The 12,100-nt window shown below is 64.2% G+C and carries 15 protein-coding genes (1 of these 15 cut by a window edge); 12 read left to right on the top strand and 3 right to left on the bottom strand.

The features are described 5' to 3' along the window. Positions 1-106 precede the first annotated feature (106 nt). The gene (locus N0D28_RS01785) at positions 107-529 is read left to right on the top strand and encodes a GNAT family N-acetyltransferase (protein ID WP_260560700.1); all 423 of its coding nucleotides are present in this window, start codon (positions 107-109) and stop codon (positions 527-529) included. Here the strand turns inward: N0D28_RS01785 and N0D28_RS01780 are convergent. Further along, on the bottom strand, positions 526-885 hold the full coding sequence (locus N0D28_RS01780; RefSeq protein ID WP_260560699.1) for a hypothetical protein: 360 nt from the start codon (positions 883-885) through the stop codon (positions 526-528). The two genes, N0D28_RS01785 and N0D28_RS01780, sit on opposite strands and share 4 nt — an antisense overlap. 41 nt (positions 886-926) lie before the next feature. Here N0D28_RS01780 and N0D28_RS01775 point away from each other — a divergent pair, with 41 nt between their 5' ends. Further along, positions 927-2,090, top strand: coding sequence for an aminotransferase class I/II-fold pyridoxal phosphate-dependent enzyme (locus N0D28_RS01775; RefSeq protein WP_260560698.1), 1,164 nt, complete (start codon positions 927-929; stop codon positions 2,088-2,090). A 1-nt stretch (position 2,091) separates the two neighbouring features. Continuing rightward, positions 2,092-2,625 carry an arsinothricin resistance N-acetyltransferase ArsN1 family A gene (locus N0D28_RS01770; RefSeq protein WP_260561814.1) on the top strand — a complete coding sequence of 178 codons (534 nt, stop codon included), beginning with the start codon at positions 2,092-2,094 and terminating at the stop codon, positions 2,623-2,625. Here N0D28_RS01770 and N0D28_RS01765 read toward each other — a convergent pair. After that, positions 2,582-2,965: a hypothetical protein gene (locus N0D28_RS01765; RefSeq protein ID WP_260560697.1), complete on the bottom strand. Its 384-nt coding sequence runs from the start codon at positions 2,963-2,965 to the stop codon at positions 2,582-2,584. The two genes, N0D28_RS01770 and N0D28_RS01765, sit on opposite strands and share 44 nt — an antisense overlap. A gap of 67 nt (positions 2,966-3,032) precedes the next feature. Here N0D28_RS01765 and N0D28_RS01760 point away from each other — a divergent pair, with 67 nt between their 5' ends. The 3 genes from N0D28_RS01760 (at position 3,033) to N0D28_RS01750 (ending at position 5,442) form a co-directional block, all read left to right on the top strand. Beyond that, on the top strand, positions 3,033-3,746 hold the full coding sequence (locus N0D28_RS01760) for a carbonic anhydrase (RefSeq protein ID WP_260560696.1): 714 nt from the start codon (positions 3,033-3,035) through the stop codon (positions 3,744-3,746). A gap of 131 nt (positions 3,747-3,877) precedes the next feature. Next, positions 3,878-4,654: a transporter substrate-binding domain-containing protein gene (locus N0D28_RS01755; protein WP_260560695.1), complete on the top strand. Its 777-nt coding sequence runs from the start codon at positions 3,878-3,880 to the stop codon at positions 4,652-4,654. Between the two features lie 119 nt (positions 4,655-4,773). Further along, positions 4,774-5,442 carry an amino acid ABC transporter permease gene (locus N0D28_RS01750; protein WP_260560694.1) on the top strand — a complete coding sequence of 223 codons (669 nt, stop codon included), beginning with the start codon at positions 4,774-4,776 and terminating at the stop codon, positions 5,440-5,442. Here the strand turns inward: N0D28_RS01750 and N0D28_RS01745 are convergent. Beyond that, complete coding sequence (locus N0D28_RS01745) at positions 5,439-6,641, bottom strand: MFS transporter (protein ID WP_260560693.1); 1,203 nt, start codon at positions 6,639-6,641, stop codon at positions 5,439-5,441. The two genes, N0D28_RS01750 and N0D28_RS01745, sit on opposite strands and share 4 nt — an antisense overlap. Before the next feature lie 30 nt (positions 6,642-6,671). On the opposite strand from N0D28_RS01745, the gene N0D28_RS01740 reads away from it, so the two are divergent. The 6 genes from N0D28_RS01740 to ruvC form a co-directional block, all read left to right on the top strand. Beyond that, positions 6,672-7,337 carry a hypothetical protein gene (locus N0D28_RS01740; protein WP_260560692.1) on the top strand — a complete coding sequence of 222 codons (666 nt, stop codon included), beginning with the start codon at positions 6,672-6,674 and terminating at the stop codon, positions 7,335-7,337. 68 nt (positions 7,338-7,405) lie between these two features. After that, the gene (locus N0D28_RS01735) at positions 7,406-7,810 is read left to right on the top strand and encodes a HesB/IscA family protein (RefSeq protein WP_260560691.1); all 405 of its coding nucleotides are present in this window, start codon (positions 7,406-7,408) and stop codon (positions 7,808-7,810) included. Between the two features lie 155 nt (positions 7,811-7,965). Further along, positions 7,966-9,771, top strand: coding sequence for a peptide ABC transporter substrate-binding protein (locus tag N0D28_RS01730; RefSeq protein ID WP_260560690.1), 1,806 nt, complete (start codon positions 7,966-7,968; stop codon positions 9,769-9,771). 93 nt (positions 9,772-9,864) lie between these two features. Beyond that, positions 9,865-10,863, top strand: coding sequence for an ABC transporter permease (locus tag N0D28_RS01725; protein ID WP_260560689.1), 999 nt, complete (start codon positions 9,865-9,867; stop codon positions 10,861-10,863). 12 nt (positions 10,864-10,875) lie between these two features. Next, positions 10,876-11,805, top strand: a complete 930-nt coding sequence (locus tag N0D28_RS01720; protein WP_260560688.1) for an ABC transporter permease — start codon at positions 10,876-10,878, stop codon at positions 11,803-11,805. A gap of 83 nt (positions 11,806-11,888) precedes the next feature. Next, a protein-coding gene (ruvC, locus tag N0D28_RS01715) for a crossover junction endodeoxyribonuclease RuvC (RefSeq protein ID WP_260560687.1) crosses the window boundary here: on the top strand, positions 11,889-12,100 show its beginning. Its footprint extends 283 nt past the window's final position; only the first 212 of its 495 coding nucleotides appear in the window; it begins with the start codon at positions 11,889-11,891; the stop codon falls past the right edge of the window.

The following is a 12,100-nucleotide window of genomic DNA, read 5'->3' as shown; positions in this document are numbered from 1 at the left end:
GCCTCAAGGCGCTCACAGTTGGGACAGGGAACTTCGCAGATGTCCAACTGTAGCAAGGAGACTGAGCTACCTCGCTGAGTAGTTACGCCTGACTTTCACATTCGCCGTGCCGGACGACTTCCTCGCTCTGGCCCGCGTCCACGTCCAGCGCTGGGACGAGACGTACCAGGGTCCGATGCCGGACGACTTCCTGACGGTCATGACCAGTGAGGTCAGGCGCGAACGCCGCCAGACACTGTGGCGGCATTCGCTGGAAGCGGATAAAGAGAGCGAGTTGGTGGGCTTCATCTCCGGCGGGCCGACAGACTCTACCGGGTACGACGCCGAATTGTTCACCCTCTACCTGCTCAAATTGGCCCAGGGCAGTGGGATGGAGTGGGCGCTGGTGGGCGGGCTAGCGCAGGGTCTCGCCTCGAGCGGTCACCGCCCGCTGATGCTGTGGGTGCTGGACAGCAATTCCACGCGGGCCTTTTACGAGCACCTGGGTGAAGTGGCGCACGGCTGGACGCAGCTGGAGGCGTTGCTTTAACGGCCTGCCGCGCTGGGAGCCGCCATACGTTTTGCCAGGCTGAACGGGGCCGCCACCTGAATCCCGATGCCTCCGGGCGCAATGACTTGCAGGCCCGCTGAATACGGTGCGAGAACCTGCACGCCGATGCCGAACGGGCCAATGGCCTGCACAGTCAAGGCTCCCGGCGCGGCGATTTGAAAGCCAATCGCCAGCGGCGCGATGCTCTGCGCCCCCGCACTCAGTGGCGCGGCCAGCAGCATCCCAGCGGTGGCGGGCGCGAGGGCCTGTGCGCCGGGACTGAGCGGCGACAGGGCCAATGAAGTGGTCTGACCAGGCGCGGCAGCCTGGGCCTGAGGCTGAATCAGAAGTGCCATGCTCTACCTTAACGCCGCTGTCAGGGTGTTAGCCTCAAGATATGACTGGTTTCACCAAAACGTCCGTGTGGACTTCCAGGCGGGCTGCCAACGTGCCCGAGAGCGTCTTCGCGCTGATGGACGCTGCCAAGATGCGCGCCCGGTCCAGCGGCCGAAGCATCATCGACCTCAGCATCGGCTCCTCGGACCTTGCGCCGCCGCAAGCAGCCCTGGCCGCCCTGCGCGACGCCACTTTCGACCCACAAACGTATCAGTACCCGCTGTTCTCGCACACGGCTCCGCTGAGGTGGGCGGCAGCGGCCTACCTGGAGCGGCGCTACGGCCTGCGCCTCGACCCCGACACTGAGATCCTGCCGCTGATCGGCGCTCAGGAAGGGCTGGCCCATCTGCTGCTGGCCGTTACCGATCCTGGTGACACGCTGCTGCTGCCCGACCCCTGCTATCCGCCCTACTACGGTGCGGCGGCAGTGGCGGGACTGCGGACCTGGCCGCTCCCACTGACCGCCGAGCGCCAGTTTCTGCCGGATCTCAACGCCGTGCCGGACACCGTGCGGGCCCGTACCCTGCTGCTCAACTACCCCAACAATCCCACCTCGGCCACCGTGCCGGACGGCTTTTTTGAGCGGGTGCGGGCGTGGTGCGCCGGGCGCGGCATCCTGCTCATTCATGACCATCCCTACGCTGAGCTGACCTTCGGCGGCTACCGTGCTCCCAGCGCGCTGGAAGGCGGCACGGCGGGTGTGGTGGAGCTGCACAGCTTATCCAAGACCCACCACATGGGCGGCTTCCGGGTCGGCTTCGCGGCGGGCGACCCGGAAGCGCTGGCGGCGCTGGCCCGCGTCAAGGGCGCGGTGGATTTTCACCCGTATCTGGGCATTCAGGCGGCGGCGGTGGCGGCACTGAACACGCCTGCCAGTGGGCTGGAAGTCTTTCAGGCGCGGCGAGACGCCCTGGTTCCGGCGCTGCACGCGCTCGGCTGGGCTGCCGAGTGGCCGCAGGCCAGCATGTATGTCTGGGCGCGGCCCCCGGGCCTGACGGGCAGCGTTTCCTACGCCGTGCGCGCTGCCGAGGACACTGGCGTGGCGCTGGCTCCGGGCCGGGCCTTCGGAGAGCGGGGGGAGGGCTACCTGCGCTTCGCCCTGGTCCAGCCGCCGGAAATGCTGCGGGAAGCGGCTGCGCGGCTGGCAGGGGTGCCGGTTGTCTGAGGTGGCGGCCCTGATCCGTCCTGCTGCCGAGCCTGATTTGCCCACCCTGGCCCGCATTTACAATGCCGGAATCCTGGGCCGCAACGCCACCTTCGAGACGCGCCTGAGAGTTCCAGACGACCTGCGCGGCTGGCTGGCTGGCCCTGGCCCCTGCCTGGTATTGCAGAAGGGCGGCTCGGTGCTGGGCTTCGCGCGCGGCGGCGAGTACAGTAACCGGGAATGCTACGCGGGCATTCTGGATCACGGCGTCTATGTGGCCCCGGAGGCGCAGGGCCGGGGATACGGCGCGGCGCTGCTGCTGGCCTTGCAGGAGGCCGCCCGCGCCGCTGGGTTTCATAAGCTGACCAGCCGGGTGTTCGTCCGCAACAGTGCCAGCCGGGCCGCTCACCGCAAGGCGGGATTTAGGGAGGTCGGCACCCACCTGCGGCACGCCCAACTGGACGGCGAATGGCTGGACGTGGTGACGGTGGAACTCAGTCTCTGGCGAGCAATCAACCCCCCTTCGCCGTCAGCACCAAAGCCTGAATCTCCCTGACCAGAGCGATGTCCCGCAGTTTTTCACCGTCGAGGTCTCCGGCGCGGGCCAGCGCCTCGGCTTTTTTCTTGTCGATGCTGGCGACTTCCAGCGTGGCAGCGTCGCCGAACACCTCGCGGAAGCGCTCCAGCGGGTATTCCAGGCGGCGCTGCACCTTGATACTGGAGCGGTAGAGATCGGTCTCGGCCCTCTCTCCGCGCAGCAGGGCGGCCTTGATGACCTCGCCCAGTTCAATCTTCTCGGCTTCCAGGCCCAGCAAAGTGTCGCGCAGGGTGGCGTAGCGCTCCAGCAGTTCACCCAGCGTCGGCGGCGTTTCGGGATCGAGCGGCCCGTCAGTCATGCTGCCTATCCTAAACGCCCGGCTTGCCAGACAGCACGCTCTAGACTACGCGGCGTGAGCGACCCCCATGAGTGAACTAGACCCCCGCGAGGTGGAGCGCCGCCTGCTCGACGCCATCCGGCGCGGCCCCAGCATGCAGGAGATCGCCAGCCTCAAGCATGCCGATGTGCGGTCGCCCAGCGCTGCCATTCAGGCCCTGCAAGACGGCAACGCCCGCTTCTTTTCCGGTGAGGCGTCGCGTCCCGAACTGGGAGCCAACGAGCGCCGCGCCCAGATCATGGGGCAGACCCCCTTTGCCGCCATACTGGCCTGCTCGGACAGCCGGGTGCCGGTGGAACTGGTGTTCGATCAGGGCTTCGGCCACCTCTTCGTGGTGCGGGTGGCGGGCAACGTGATGGACGACAGCGGCCTCGCCACGCTGGAATACGCCATCCTGCACCTCGACATTCACCTGCTGGTGGTGCTGGGCCATGAGGGCTGCGGGGCCGTCACTGCCGCCCTCCTTCCGGAAGCCGACATTCTGGCCGAGCCGCCGGCCCTGAGAGGGTTGATCCGCAGCATTCAGCCGAGCCTGGTCAACCTGCCGCCGATCCGCGACAAGAAAGCCCGGATGCGCGAGGCGGTCATCAACAACGTGCGCTATCAGGTCGCCGCTCTGCGTGGGCAGGACGTGATTGCTGAGGCCGAGCGGCGTGGCCAGATTCAGGTGATCGGTGGCTTCTACGAGATCGGCTCCGGCGCGGTGGACTTGCTGACCAATGAGGAAGATCTGCGTGTCTGAGGGCCGGTTCAGATCTATGTGAACGCTTTGCAAAATCTATCAGTTTACAAAACAGGTCAACAGGTGTAGAGTAAACACTATCTCGGTGCTGACAGCATGTCAGCCATCACCCACTCGATAGGAGACTTGATATGCGTTCATTGACTTTGCTCGCGGCCACACTGTTGACTGCCAGCTTCACTGCCCAGGCTGCCCCCAGTACCACCAACCTCGGCATCATCACGCCCGGTACCCTCACCATCGGTATGGAGGGCACCTATCCGCCGTTTACCTACAAAGATGCCCAGGGCAACCTGACCGGCTTCGATGTGGACATTGCCAGAGCTGTGGCGGCCAAGCTCGGCCTCAAGTCCCAGTTCGTGCTGACCGAGTTCAGCGGCATCCTGGCGGGCCTGCAGGCCAACAAGTACGACGTGATCGTCAACCAGATCGGCATTACGCCGGAGCGCCAGAAAGCCATTGCCTTCAGTGCGCCCTACGCCTACTCCTCGCCGCAGATCATCGTAAAAAAGAGCGGCAGCTTTGCGCCCAAGACACTGGCCGACCTCAAGGGCAAGCGCGTGGGCGTGGGCCTGGGCAGCAACTTCGAGCAGCAGCTCACCCAGGCAGGTGGCATCAACGTGGTGACCTATCCCGGTGCGCCCGAGTACCTCGCTGACTTGGCCGCCGGACGCTTGGACGCCGCCTACAATGACCGTCTGCTGGTCGGCTACCTGATCAAGTCGCAGAATCTGCCGATTAAAGGCGCGGGCGTCATCGGCCAGCCGGAAGCGGTGGGCATTGCCATCAAGAAGACCAACACCGGCCTGAAAGCGGCTATTGACAAGGCCCTGTTGCAGATCAAGGCCGATGGCACGTATGCCAAGATCAGCCGCCAGTGGTTCGGTCAGGACGTCAGCAAACCGTGAAGTGAGTGATCCTCAGCCCCGCAGCAACGCCGCTTGCCCCGGCCCAGCGCTGCGGGGCGGTTTGCTTTGGTGGGGCCGGGCCTCTGTAAGATGAACACGGCACTTCCCCTGGAGAACCCATGGACACCCTGATTCCCATTCTGCAAAGTGCCTGGGCCGCCCTGCCCACGCTGCTCCTCGGCACCCGGCTGACCATTGGGTTCGCGCTGGCGGCGATGGTGCTGGGGTTGCCGCTGGGCCTCCTGGTGGCCATGCTGCGGCTCTATGCCCCCGGCTGGCTGAAGTGGCTGGCGTCGCTCTATGTCTCGTTCATTCGCGGCACACCGCTGCTGGTGCAGATTTTCGTGATCTATTACGGCCTGCCCAGTCTGGGTCTGACGCTCAGCCCGGTGGTGGGCGGGGTGCTGGCGCTCACGCTCAATGCCGCTGCCTACCTATCCGAGACGATGCGCGCCGCCATCCTGAGTATTCCGCGCGGCCAGCGCGAAGCGGCCTACAGCCTGGGCCTCAGCCGCCTTCAGGCCATGCAACTGATCGTCTTGCCGCAGGCGGCGCGGGTGGCCCTGCCCAGCCTCGGCAACAGCCTGATCGGGCTGGTGAAAGACACCTCGCTGGTATCGGTCATCACGGTGGTGGAACTGCTCAGAAGCGCCCAACTGGTGATCGCCCGCACCTTCGAGCCGTTCGGGCCGTACCTGGCGGCGGCGCTGATCTACTGGGCCGTCAGCAGCTTGCTGGAACTGGTGCAGCGGCGGCTGGAGGTGCGGCTCTCCAGGGGAGCGGCTTAAGCTGCGCGCCGCACCGCCAGCGGCCACAGTAAGGTCAGCAGCGCCAGCACGCCGGTCAGACCCAGCATCAGGGCCGAGGTGGGAATGCTGCGCGCGGCCAGCCCCGCGCCGAGGGTGAGGCCCAGCGCGTTGAAGGCCATGACGCTGCCGATGACGCGCCCGCGCATCTCGGAGGAGATCAGGCCCTGAATGCGGGTGGTGGTGACCACTTCCAGCAGGCCCAGCCCCAGGCCGAAGACGCCTGCCGCTGCCCACCAGGGCCACACGCCGCCGAGAATAAAGCCTGCCGTGCCGAGAACCAGAACGAAGCGCCCCCCGCCAATCAGGCGGTCCAGCGAGAACCGTGCCGAGAGCGGCCCGACCAGAGCGATGCCCAGCAGCACGCCGCCGGAGAGCAGCATTTCAAAGATGGCGTAGTCGGCGGGCCCGCGTCCGAAGGCCAGCATATGCAGCGGCACACGGACGTTCATGATGTTCAGGGCCAGATTCAGCGCGAAGTTCATGGCGAACAGCGCCAGCAGCGGACTCCGGCGGATCACATCCAGACTCAGCCGGAGATCGTCCAGCAGGTTCAGCTTCCCGCTGGACGCGCCGGGTAGGGGCGGCAGGGCCAGTGCGCCGAGCAGCAGCAGGGCCGTCAATGCCGCGCCGATCAATACCGTTGTGCCTGCGCCCCAGTGGGCTGCCCCAAAACCGCCCAGTCCGTAGCCGACGAGCGGCGCGCCCATCATGGCCGCGCTGGTCAAACTGTTGGCGCGGGGCAGGTGTTCGGGGGCCACCAGGCGCGGCACCATCGCGCTCTGGGCCGTAAAGCTGAGGCTGGTAAGCAGGCCCAGAATGAAAGCCAAGCCCGCCACCACATTTAAGTTTGATCCGCCGTGCAACGCCAGCAGTCCCACGCCCGCCACCCCCGCCGCTCTGAGCACCGCGCCGAGGCTCAGCAGCGTGCGCGGCGGCCAGCGGTCGGCCAGCCCGCCCAGCAGCGGCGCGAAGAAGCGCGGCACGCTGAGCGCCAGCACCACCAGCCCGATGGCGGCAGCGCCCCGTTTGCTTCCTTGCGGCAGCGTGCCCAGCGCCAGAAACGGCAGCGCCACAGACACAACTGCGTCACCGAGGTTCGAGGCCAGTAAACCCAGCCAGTAGGTCCAGAACGGGCGCGGCAAGCTGGGAGTAGGGATGTCGATCACTGCATCGGTCATGTGTTCAGCTTTGGCGCTAGGCTACCGAAAATGCCACACACCATTTTGGGAAGCTACGGGGGCGAGTGGTTTACGGCTACCACCCCTCAGCAGGCGCGGCTCCTGAGTGACCGGGCGGCGCTGCGCCATCTGGAGCCGTTCCTGGGCCGCACATTGGGCGCGGCGCAGGCGGCACGCGAGGCCGGGGTCAGCACCGAGCGGATGCTCTACCGGGTGCGGCAGTTCGTGGCGGTGGGGCTGCTGTCTGCGGCGGGTGAGCAAAAGCGGGATGGCCGGGCCATTCGCCTTTACACTGCGCCGGGCGGTTTCCGGGTGCCATTTCATCTGACGCCGTTCGAGGACGTGGAGGCCGAACTCGCCGCCCAAATGCGGCCCCATGATCGTCTGCGTATCCGTGCTCTGGCCCGTACCCTGACCCGCAGGCAGTTGGTTGGACGGGTGATCTACCGGGATGAGCGCGGTGAGGTCAATTATGAATCCGATGTGCCCAGTGCCCAGGAGAGGCCGGCCCTGACCCGGCGCGGCGGCGATTTCGTGGGTGTGCAGTGGCTGACTTCGGCGCAGGCTGAGGCCGTCAAGACCAAGTTCGACGAAGCGCGGGCGCTCCTGCTGACTTCGTCCCGTACCCCTGGCAGTCAGCCTTATTTGATTCAGACAGTGCTGGTCCAGCTGGACGAGAACGATGCACCCGACTGAGGGATAACGAAACGCTCGCCTGTGCTCTACACACTATTTTCTAAAGCAGCGAGGCGTATCCTGATGGCATGACTCAGACCCTTGAACCCACGACCAATCCCATCGGCATCAGTGAGGTCGGAGCCGCCCGCGCCCTGTCGGTCATTGGAAGCAGCGGTAAGGACAACGCGGGCGTGCGCCTCTTCATCAAGAGCGGTGGGTGCAGCGGCTACCAGTACGGCATGGCGATTGACGACCGTGAACTGGACGGCGACACCATCCTGTTTGACCGGGGCGTGAAACTGATCGTGGACCGGATGAGCCTGCCGCTGGTGCAGGGCGCGGAAATCGACTATGTCGAAAATATGATGGGCGGCGGCTTTACGGTGAATAATCCCAACGCCACCTCGGCCTGCGGCTGCGGCAGCTCGTTTCGCACCGACGGCTCGGCGGCCCAGGACGGCGAGGGCTCGTCGGGCTGCGGCAGCCACTAACAATCCATCCGTTGGACCGATCAAGGGAGGCTTCGGCCTCTTTTTTTGTTGCCTACTCACCCGGCAAAATCGTGACGCACTTGACGAAGTAAAGGTTTCTTCATAGTCTTGCCGAATTAACCGTGTATCGGCGCTCAAAAGCGTTTTGGAGGCTTATGAAGAACCGCAAGAACTGGCTCGCTGTGTCCGCCCTGCTGATCGGCTCGACCCTCTTCAATACGGCCCAGGCCGGGCAGGCCAATAACTCGTTGGTCATCGGCACGTCGCAGGAACCACCCAACATCAACGATCCCTGGCGCACCAACAACCTGGTCATTGCCACCGAGATCACCTGGTTCATGGAAGCCCACCTGATCGGCAAGGACGACAACGGCGACCTGTATCCCGAGATCGCCACCCGTGTGCCGAGCCTGGCCAACGGCGATTACAAGATCGTCAAGGACGCCAAGGGCAACGTCATTCGCAACAGCGTGACCTTCAGCATCCGCAAGGACGCCAAGTGGAGCGACGGCACGGCCATCACGCCCAAGGACTTCCAGTTCTGGCTCAAGGTCGAGCAAGACGACCGGGTGCCGGTGCCGACCCGTGAACCCTGGGACAAGGCCAAGATCACGGTGCAAAACGCCAACACCTTTACCGTTACCTTTGATCCGCCGTACCTGTTTGCCGATCAGATCACCTCGGCGGTGGGCCTCAACCCGGCCCCCAGCGCAGCGATGGAAAAAGCCTGGAGCGCCTTTGACGCGGCGACCAAGAACCTCGATCCCAAGACCGGGGCCAAGCAGATCACCGATGAGTGGAACAAGTTCATCGCCCAGTTCACCACCTCGCGTGGCCTGCCCAAAGTGGTGTCGGGACCGTTCAAGCCGACCAGCTGGCGGGCCGGAAACAGCCTGGTGCTGACCCGTAACCCCAATTACTGGATCACCCCCAAGGGTGGGGCCGACAAGTACATCCAGACGGTGCAGTACCGCTTCATCGCCGACACCAACACCCTCAAGGTCAATATTCTGTCGGGCCAGCTCGACGCCCTCTCATATGTGGGCCTCACCTTCGACCAGGCGATTGAAGCGCAGCGCAGCGAGCGCGGCAAGTACAAGACCTACTTTGTGCCGGGAGCCACCTGGGAACACGTCGACATCGCCAACGTCGGGGCGCGTGCCCAGAGCCTGGGCCTGACCGACAAGCGGGTGCGCCAAGCGCTGCTGTATTCAATTGACCGGGCTGCGCTGGTCAAGGCGCTGTTTGAGGGCAAGCAGCCGGTGTCCAACACCTGGGTCAGCCCCATCGGCAAGCTCTACAAGAAAGATGCCAAGGACTACAACTACGACGCCGCCAAGGCCAAGGCCCTGTTTGCCGCCGCCGGTTGGAAGCCCGGTCCCGACGGCATCCTGGCCAAAGACGGCAAGAAGATGTCGCTGAACTTCACCACCACTGCTGGAAACAAGCTGCGCGAGCGCGTCCAGCAGATCTTGCAGGCGCAGTGGAAGGCCGTCGGCGTGGATGTCAACATCCAGAATTTCCCCTCCACAGTGGTCTTTTCCGGCGACTTCGCCCCGCGCAGCGCCGAGGGCAAGTGGGACCTGTTCATGTACGCCTGGAGCAACGACCCCAGCGTGGAGCGCGGCGATCTGTGGGCCTCACAGTTCATCCCCAGCAAGGACAACGCCTACGCGGGCCAGAATTACCCCAACTTCAAGAATGCCGATTACGATAAGCTCTGGACCGACGCCAAGACCGAGTTCGACCTGAGCGCCCGCATCAAGCTGTTCGACAAGATGCAGGCCATCTGGACTGACGAGGTGCCCTCCTTGCCACTGTATTTCCGCGCCAATCCCTACACCAAGGTGCCGGGGCTGGTCAACTACACCTACACCGCTTACAGCCTCTACCCTTCATGGAACGCTGCCCAGATGGGCTGGGCCTCGCGCGGAGCTGCCGAGACCTACACGCAGAAGTAAAGGCGGAGCCAGCGGAAAGTGGGGGAGACGGAGTGTGCCGCTCTCCCACTTTTCAGGTTCCTGCGCTGCCCCCTTGCCTGATTGGGAGACGCCATGTTCAATTACGCGCTTCGGCGCATCCTGCAAATGATTCCGCTGCTGCTGGTCATCAGCCTGGTCATCTTCACGCTCACGGCGCTGCAACCCGGCGACCCAGTCGATCAGCTCACCCTGGGCAACTCGCAGATCACGCCCGAGGACATTGCTCGACTCAGGGCCGCCTATGGCCTGGACCAGCCGATTATCCTGCGCTACTGGTTCTGGCTGACCCACGCCTTACAGGGCGATTTCGGCTGGTCGCGGACCTTTAGCGCGCCCGCCGCCGCCTACGTCTTTCAGGAACGGCTGCCCAATACTCTGCTGCTGACCCTGCCCGCCCTGATTCTCTCCACCCTGATCGCCGTGCCGCTGGGCATCTTCTCGGCGGTGCGGCAATACAGCTTTCTCGATTATGTGCTGACGTTTTTCAGCTTCGTGTCGTTCAGCGCCCCCATCTTCTGGATCGGAGCGATGGCGCTGTGGCTGTTTGCCATCTATTTGCCGCAGATCACCAATGGTGTGATCTCGCTGCCGCCCGGCGGACTCGGCAGCCCCGACCTGGCCCCCGACGCGGGTTTCTGGGCGGTGCTGACCGACAAGCTCAGATATCTGATTTTGCCGCTGAGTATTCTGATGCTGCGCGAGATCGCCGTGATCTTGCGCTTTCTGCGGGCTTCGATGCTGGAAGTGCTGAATCAGGATTTCGTTCGCACGGCGCGGGCCAAGGGCTTGTCAAGTCGTAAAGTGCTGTACCGCCACGCCCTCAGAAACGCGGTGCTGCCTATCGTGACCTTACTGGGCCTCTCGATTCCCGGCCTGTTCGGCGGCGCAGTCCTGACCGAAACGGTCTTCTCGTGGCCGGGCATGGGCCGGGTGATCGTGGAAGCGCTGACCAGCAAGGATTTCAACGTGGTAATGGTCGCCCTGACCTTCATCTCGGTGCTGACGGTGGTGTTTCAGCTGCTGACTGATCTCGCCTACGCGGCCATCGATCCACGCATTCGCTACTCGTAAAGGAGCCACAAGATGACCACTCTCGCCTCGGCTCCCACGCCTTTCAAGAGCCGCTCCACCTTCCAGATTGCCCTCAAGCGGTTGCGCCGTCACAAGCTGGCGATGGTCAGCCTGACGGTGATCGTTTTGCTGGTCTTGATGGCCCTCTTCGCCCCCTGGATCGCGCCGCACGACCCCAACGCCCAGAGCATCTTTGAAATTTACGCGCCGCCGAGTGCCAAGTACTGGCTGGGCCAGGACGAGCTGGGCCGCGACCTCCTGTCCCGCGTCATTTACGGCAGCCGTGTCAGCCTGCTGGTGGGTTTCAGCGTGGCCTTTCTCAGCATTCTGGTCGGCACCACGCTGGGTCTGCTGGCAGGCTTTTTGGGCGGCTGGATTGACATCGCCATCAGCCGTTTTATCGAGTTCATGCTGTCGTTTCCCACCCTGGCCCTGCAACTCGTCCTCAGTGGGTTGTTTGCCTCCAGCGACGCGGCTCCCATCGTGGCGCTGCGGTCTTCACTCGGCGCGAGCGCCAATATCCTGATTGTGGTGGGGGTGTTCTCGCTGTTCGGCTGGATGGGCACGGCCCGGCTGGTGCGCGGCGAAGTTCTCAAGCTCAAGAACCTGGAATACACCGACGCGGCCCGCGCCCTGGGGGCCAGCAGCGCCCGCATCATGCTGCGCCACCTGCTTCCTAACCTGTTTGCCATCGTGATCGTGCAGGCCACGCTCGACGTGGGCACGGCCATTCTCAGCGAGGCGGCCCTCTCGTTTCTGGGCTTCGGTATTCAGCCGCCGGTGTCCACCTGGGGCAACATGCTCAGCAACGCCAACGAGGTCGTGTTGCAGTACCCCTGGATTCCGCTCTATCCGGGCCTGATGATCCTGATCACGGTGCTGTCGTTCAATTTCCTGGGTGACGGCCTGCGCGACGCCTTCGATCCGCGCAGCCGCCTGTAAATCACGTTTATTTTTCAGCTTGCCCCTGTCGCCAGAGCGTCGGGGGTTTTTTCTGTTCAGAACTGAAGCGCTATCCTCTCGGCATGATCGTTCTCGGCATCGACCCCGGCCTCGCCAATCTCGGCATCGGCCTGGTGGACGGCACGGCCCGCAAGGCCAGCCACATCCACCACGTCTGCCTCGTCACCGAATCGGCCTGGATCATGCCCCGGCGCTTGCAGTACATCCACGCTGAAGTGACCCGGCTGATTCAGGAATACCGGCCCGAAGCCGTCGCCATTGAGGACCAGATTCT

This window comes from Deinococcus rubellus, assembly GCF_025244745.1.
Taxonomy (GTDB): Bacteria; Deinococcota; Deinococci; order Deinococcales; family Deinococcaceae; genus Deinococcus; species Deinococcus rubellus.
The sequence above is the reverse complement of the archived record's forward strand: the minus strand, read 5'-3'. Positions and strand labels throughout refer to the sequence as shown.

What these genes read in the sequence shown, in the direction of transcription:
- N0D28_RS01780 (WP_260560699.1), bottom strand. Translation starts at nt 885, where the DNA reads ATGGCACTTCTGATTCAGCCTCAGGCCCAGGCTGCCGCGCCTGGTCAG.
- N0D28_RS01775 (WP_260560698.1), top strand. Translation starts at nt 927, where the DNA reads ATGACTGGTTTCACCAAAACGTCCGTGTGGACTTCCAGGCGGGCTGCC.
- N0D28_RS01765 (WP_260560697.1), bottom strand. Translation starts at nt 2,965, where the DNA reads ATGACTGACGGGCCGCTCGATCCCGAAACGCCGCCGACGCTGGGTGAA.
- N0D28_RS01760 (WP_260560696.1), top strand. Translation starts at nt 3,033, where the DNA reads ATGAGTGAACTAGACCCCCGCGAGGTGGAGCGCCGCCTGCTCGACGCC.
- N0D28_RS01755 (WP_260560695.1), top strand. Translation starts at nt 3,878, where the DNA reads ATGCGTTCATTGACTTTGCTCGCGGCCACACTGTTGACTGCCAGCTTC.
- N0D28_RS01750 (WP_260560694.1), top strand. Translation starts at nt 4,774, where the DNA reads ATGGACACCCTGATTCCCATTCTGCAAAGTGCCTGGGCCGCCCTGCCC.
- N0D28_RS01745 (WP_260560693.1), bottom strand. Translation starts at nt 6,641, where the DNA reads ATGACCGATGCAGTGATCGACATCCCTACTCCCAGCTTGCCGCGCCCG.
- N0D28_RS01740 (WP_260560692.1), top strand. Translation starts at nt 6,672, where the DNA reads ATGCCACACACCATTTTGGGAAGCTACGGGGGCGAGTGGTTTACGGCT.
- N0D28_RS01735 (WP_260560691.1), top strand. Translation starts at nt 7,406, where the DNA reads ATGACTCAGACCCTTGAACCCACGACCAATCCCATCGGCATCAGTGAG.
- N0D28_RS01730 (WP_260560690.1), top strand. Translation starts at nt 7,966, where the DNA reads ATGAAGAACCGCAAGAACTGGCTCGCTGTGTCCGCCCTGCTGATCGGC.
- N0D28_RS01725 (WP_260560689.1), top strand. Translation starts at nt 9,865, where the DNA reads ATGTTCAATTACGCGCTTCGGCGCATCCTGCAAATGATTCCGCTGCTG.
- N0D28_RS01720 (WP_260560688.1), top strand. Translation starts at nt 10,876, where the DNA reads ATGACCACTCTCGCCTCGGCTCCCACGCCTTTCAAGAGCCGCTCCACC.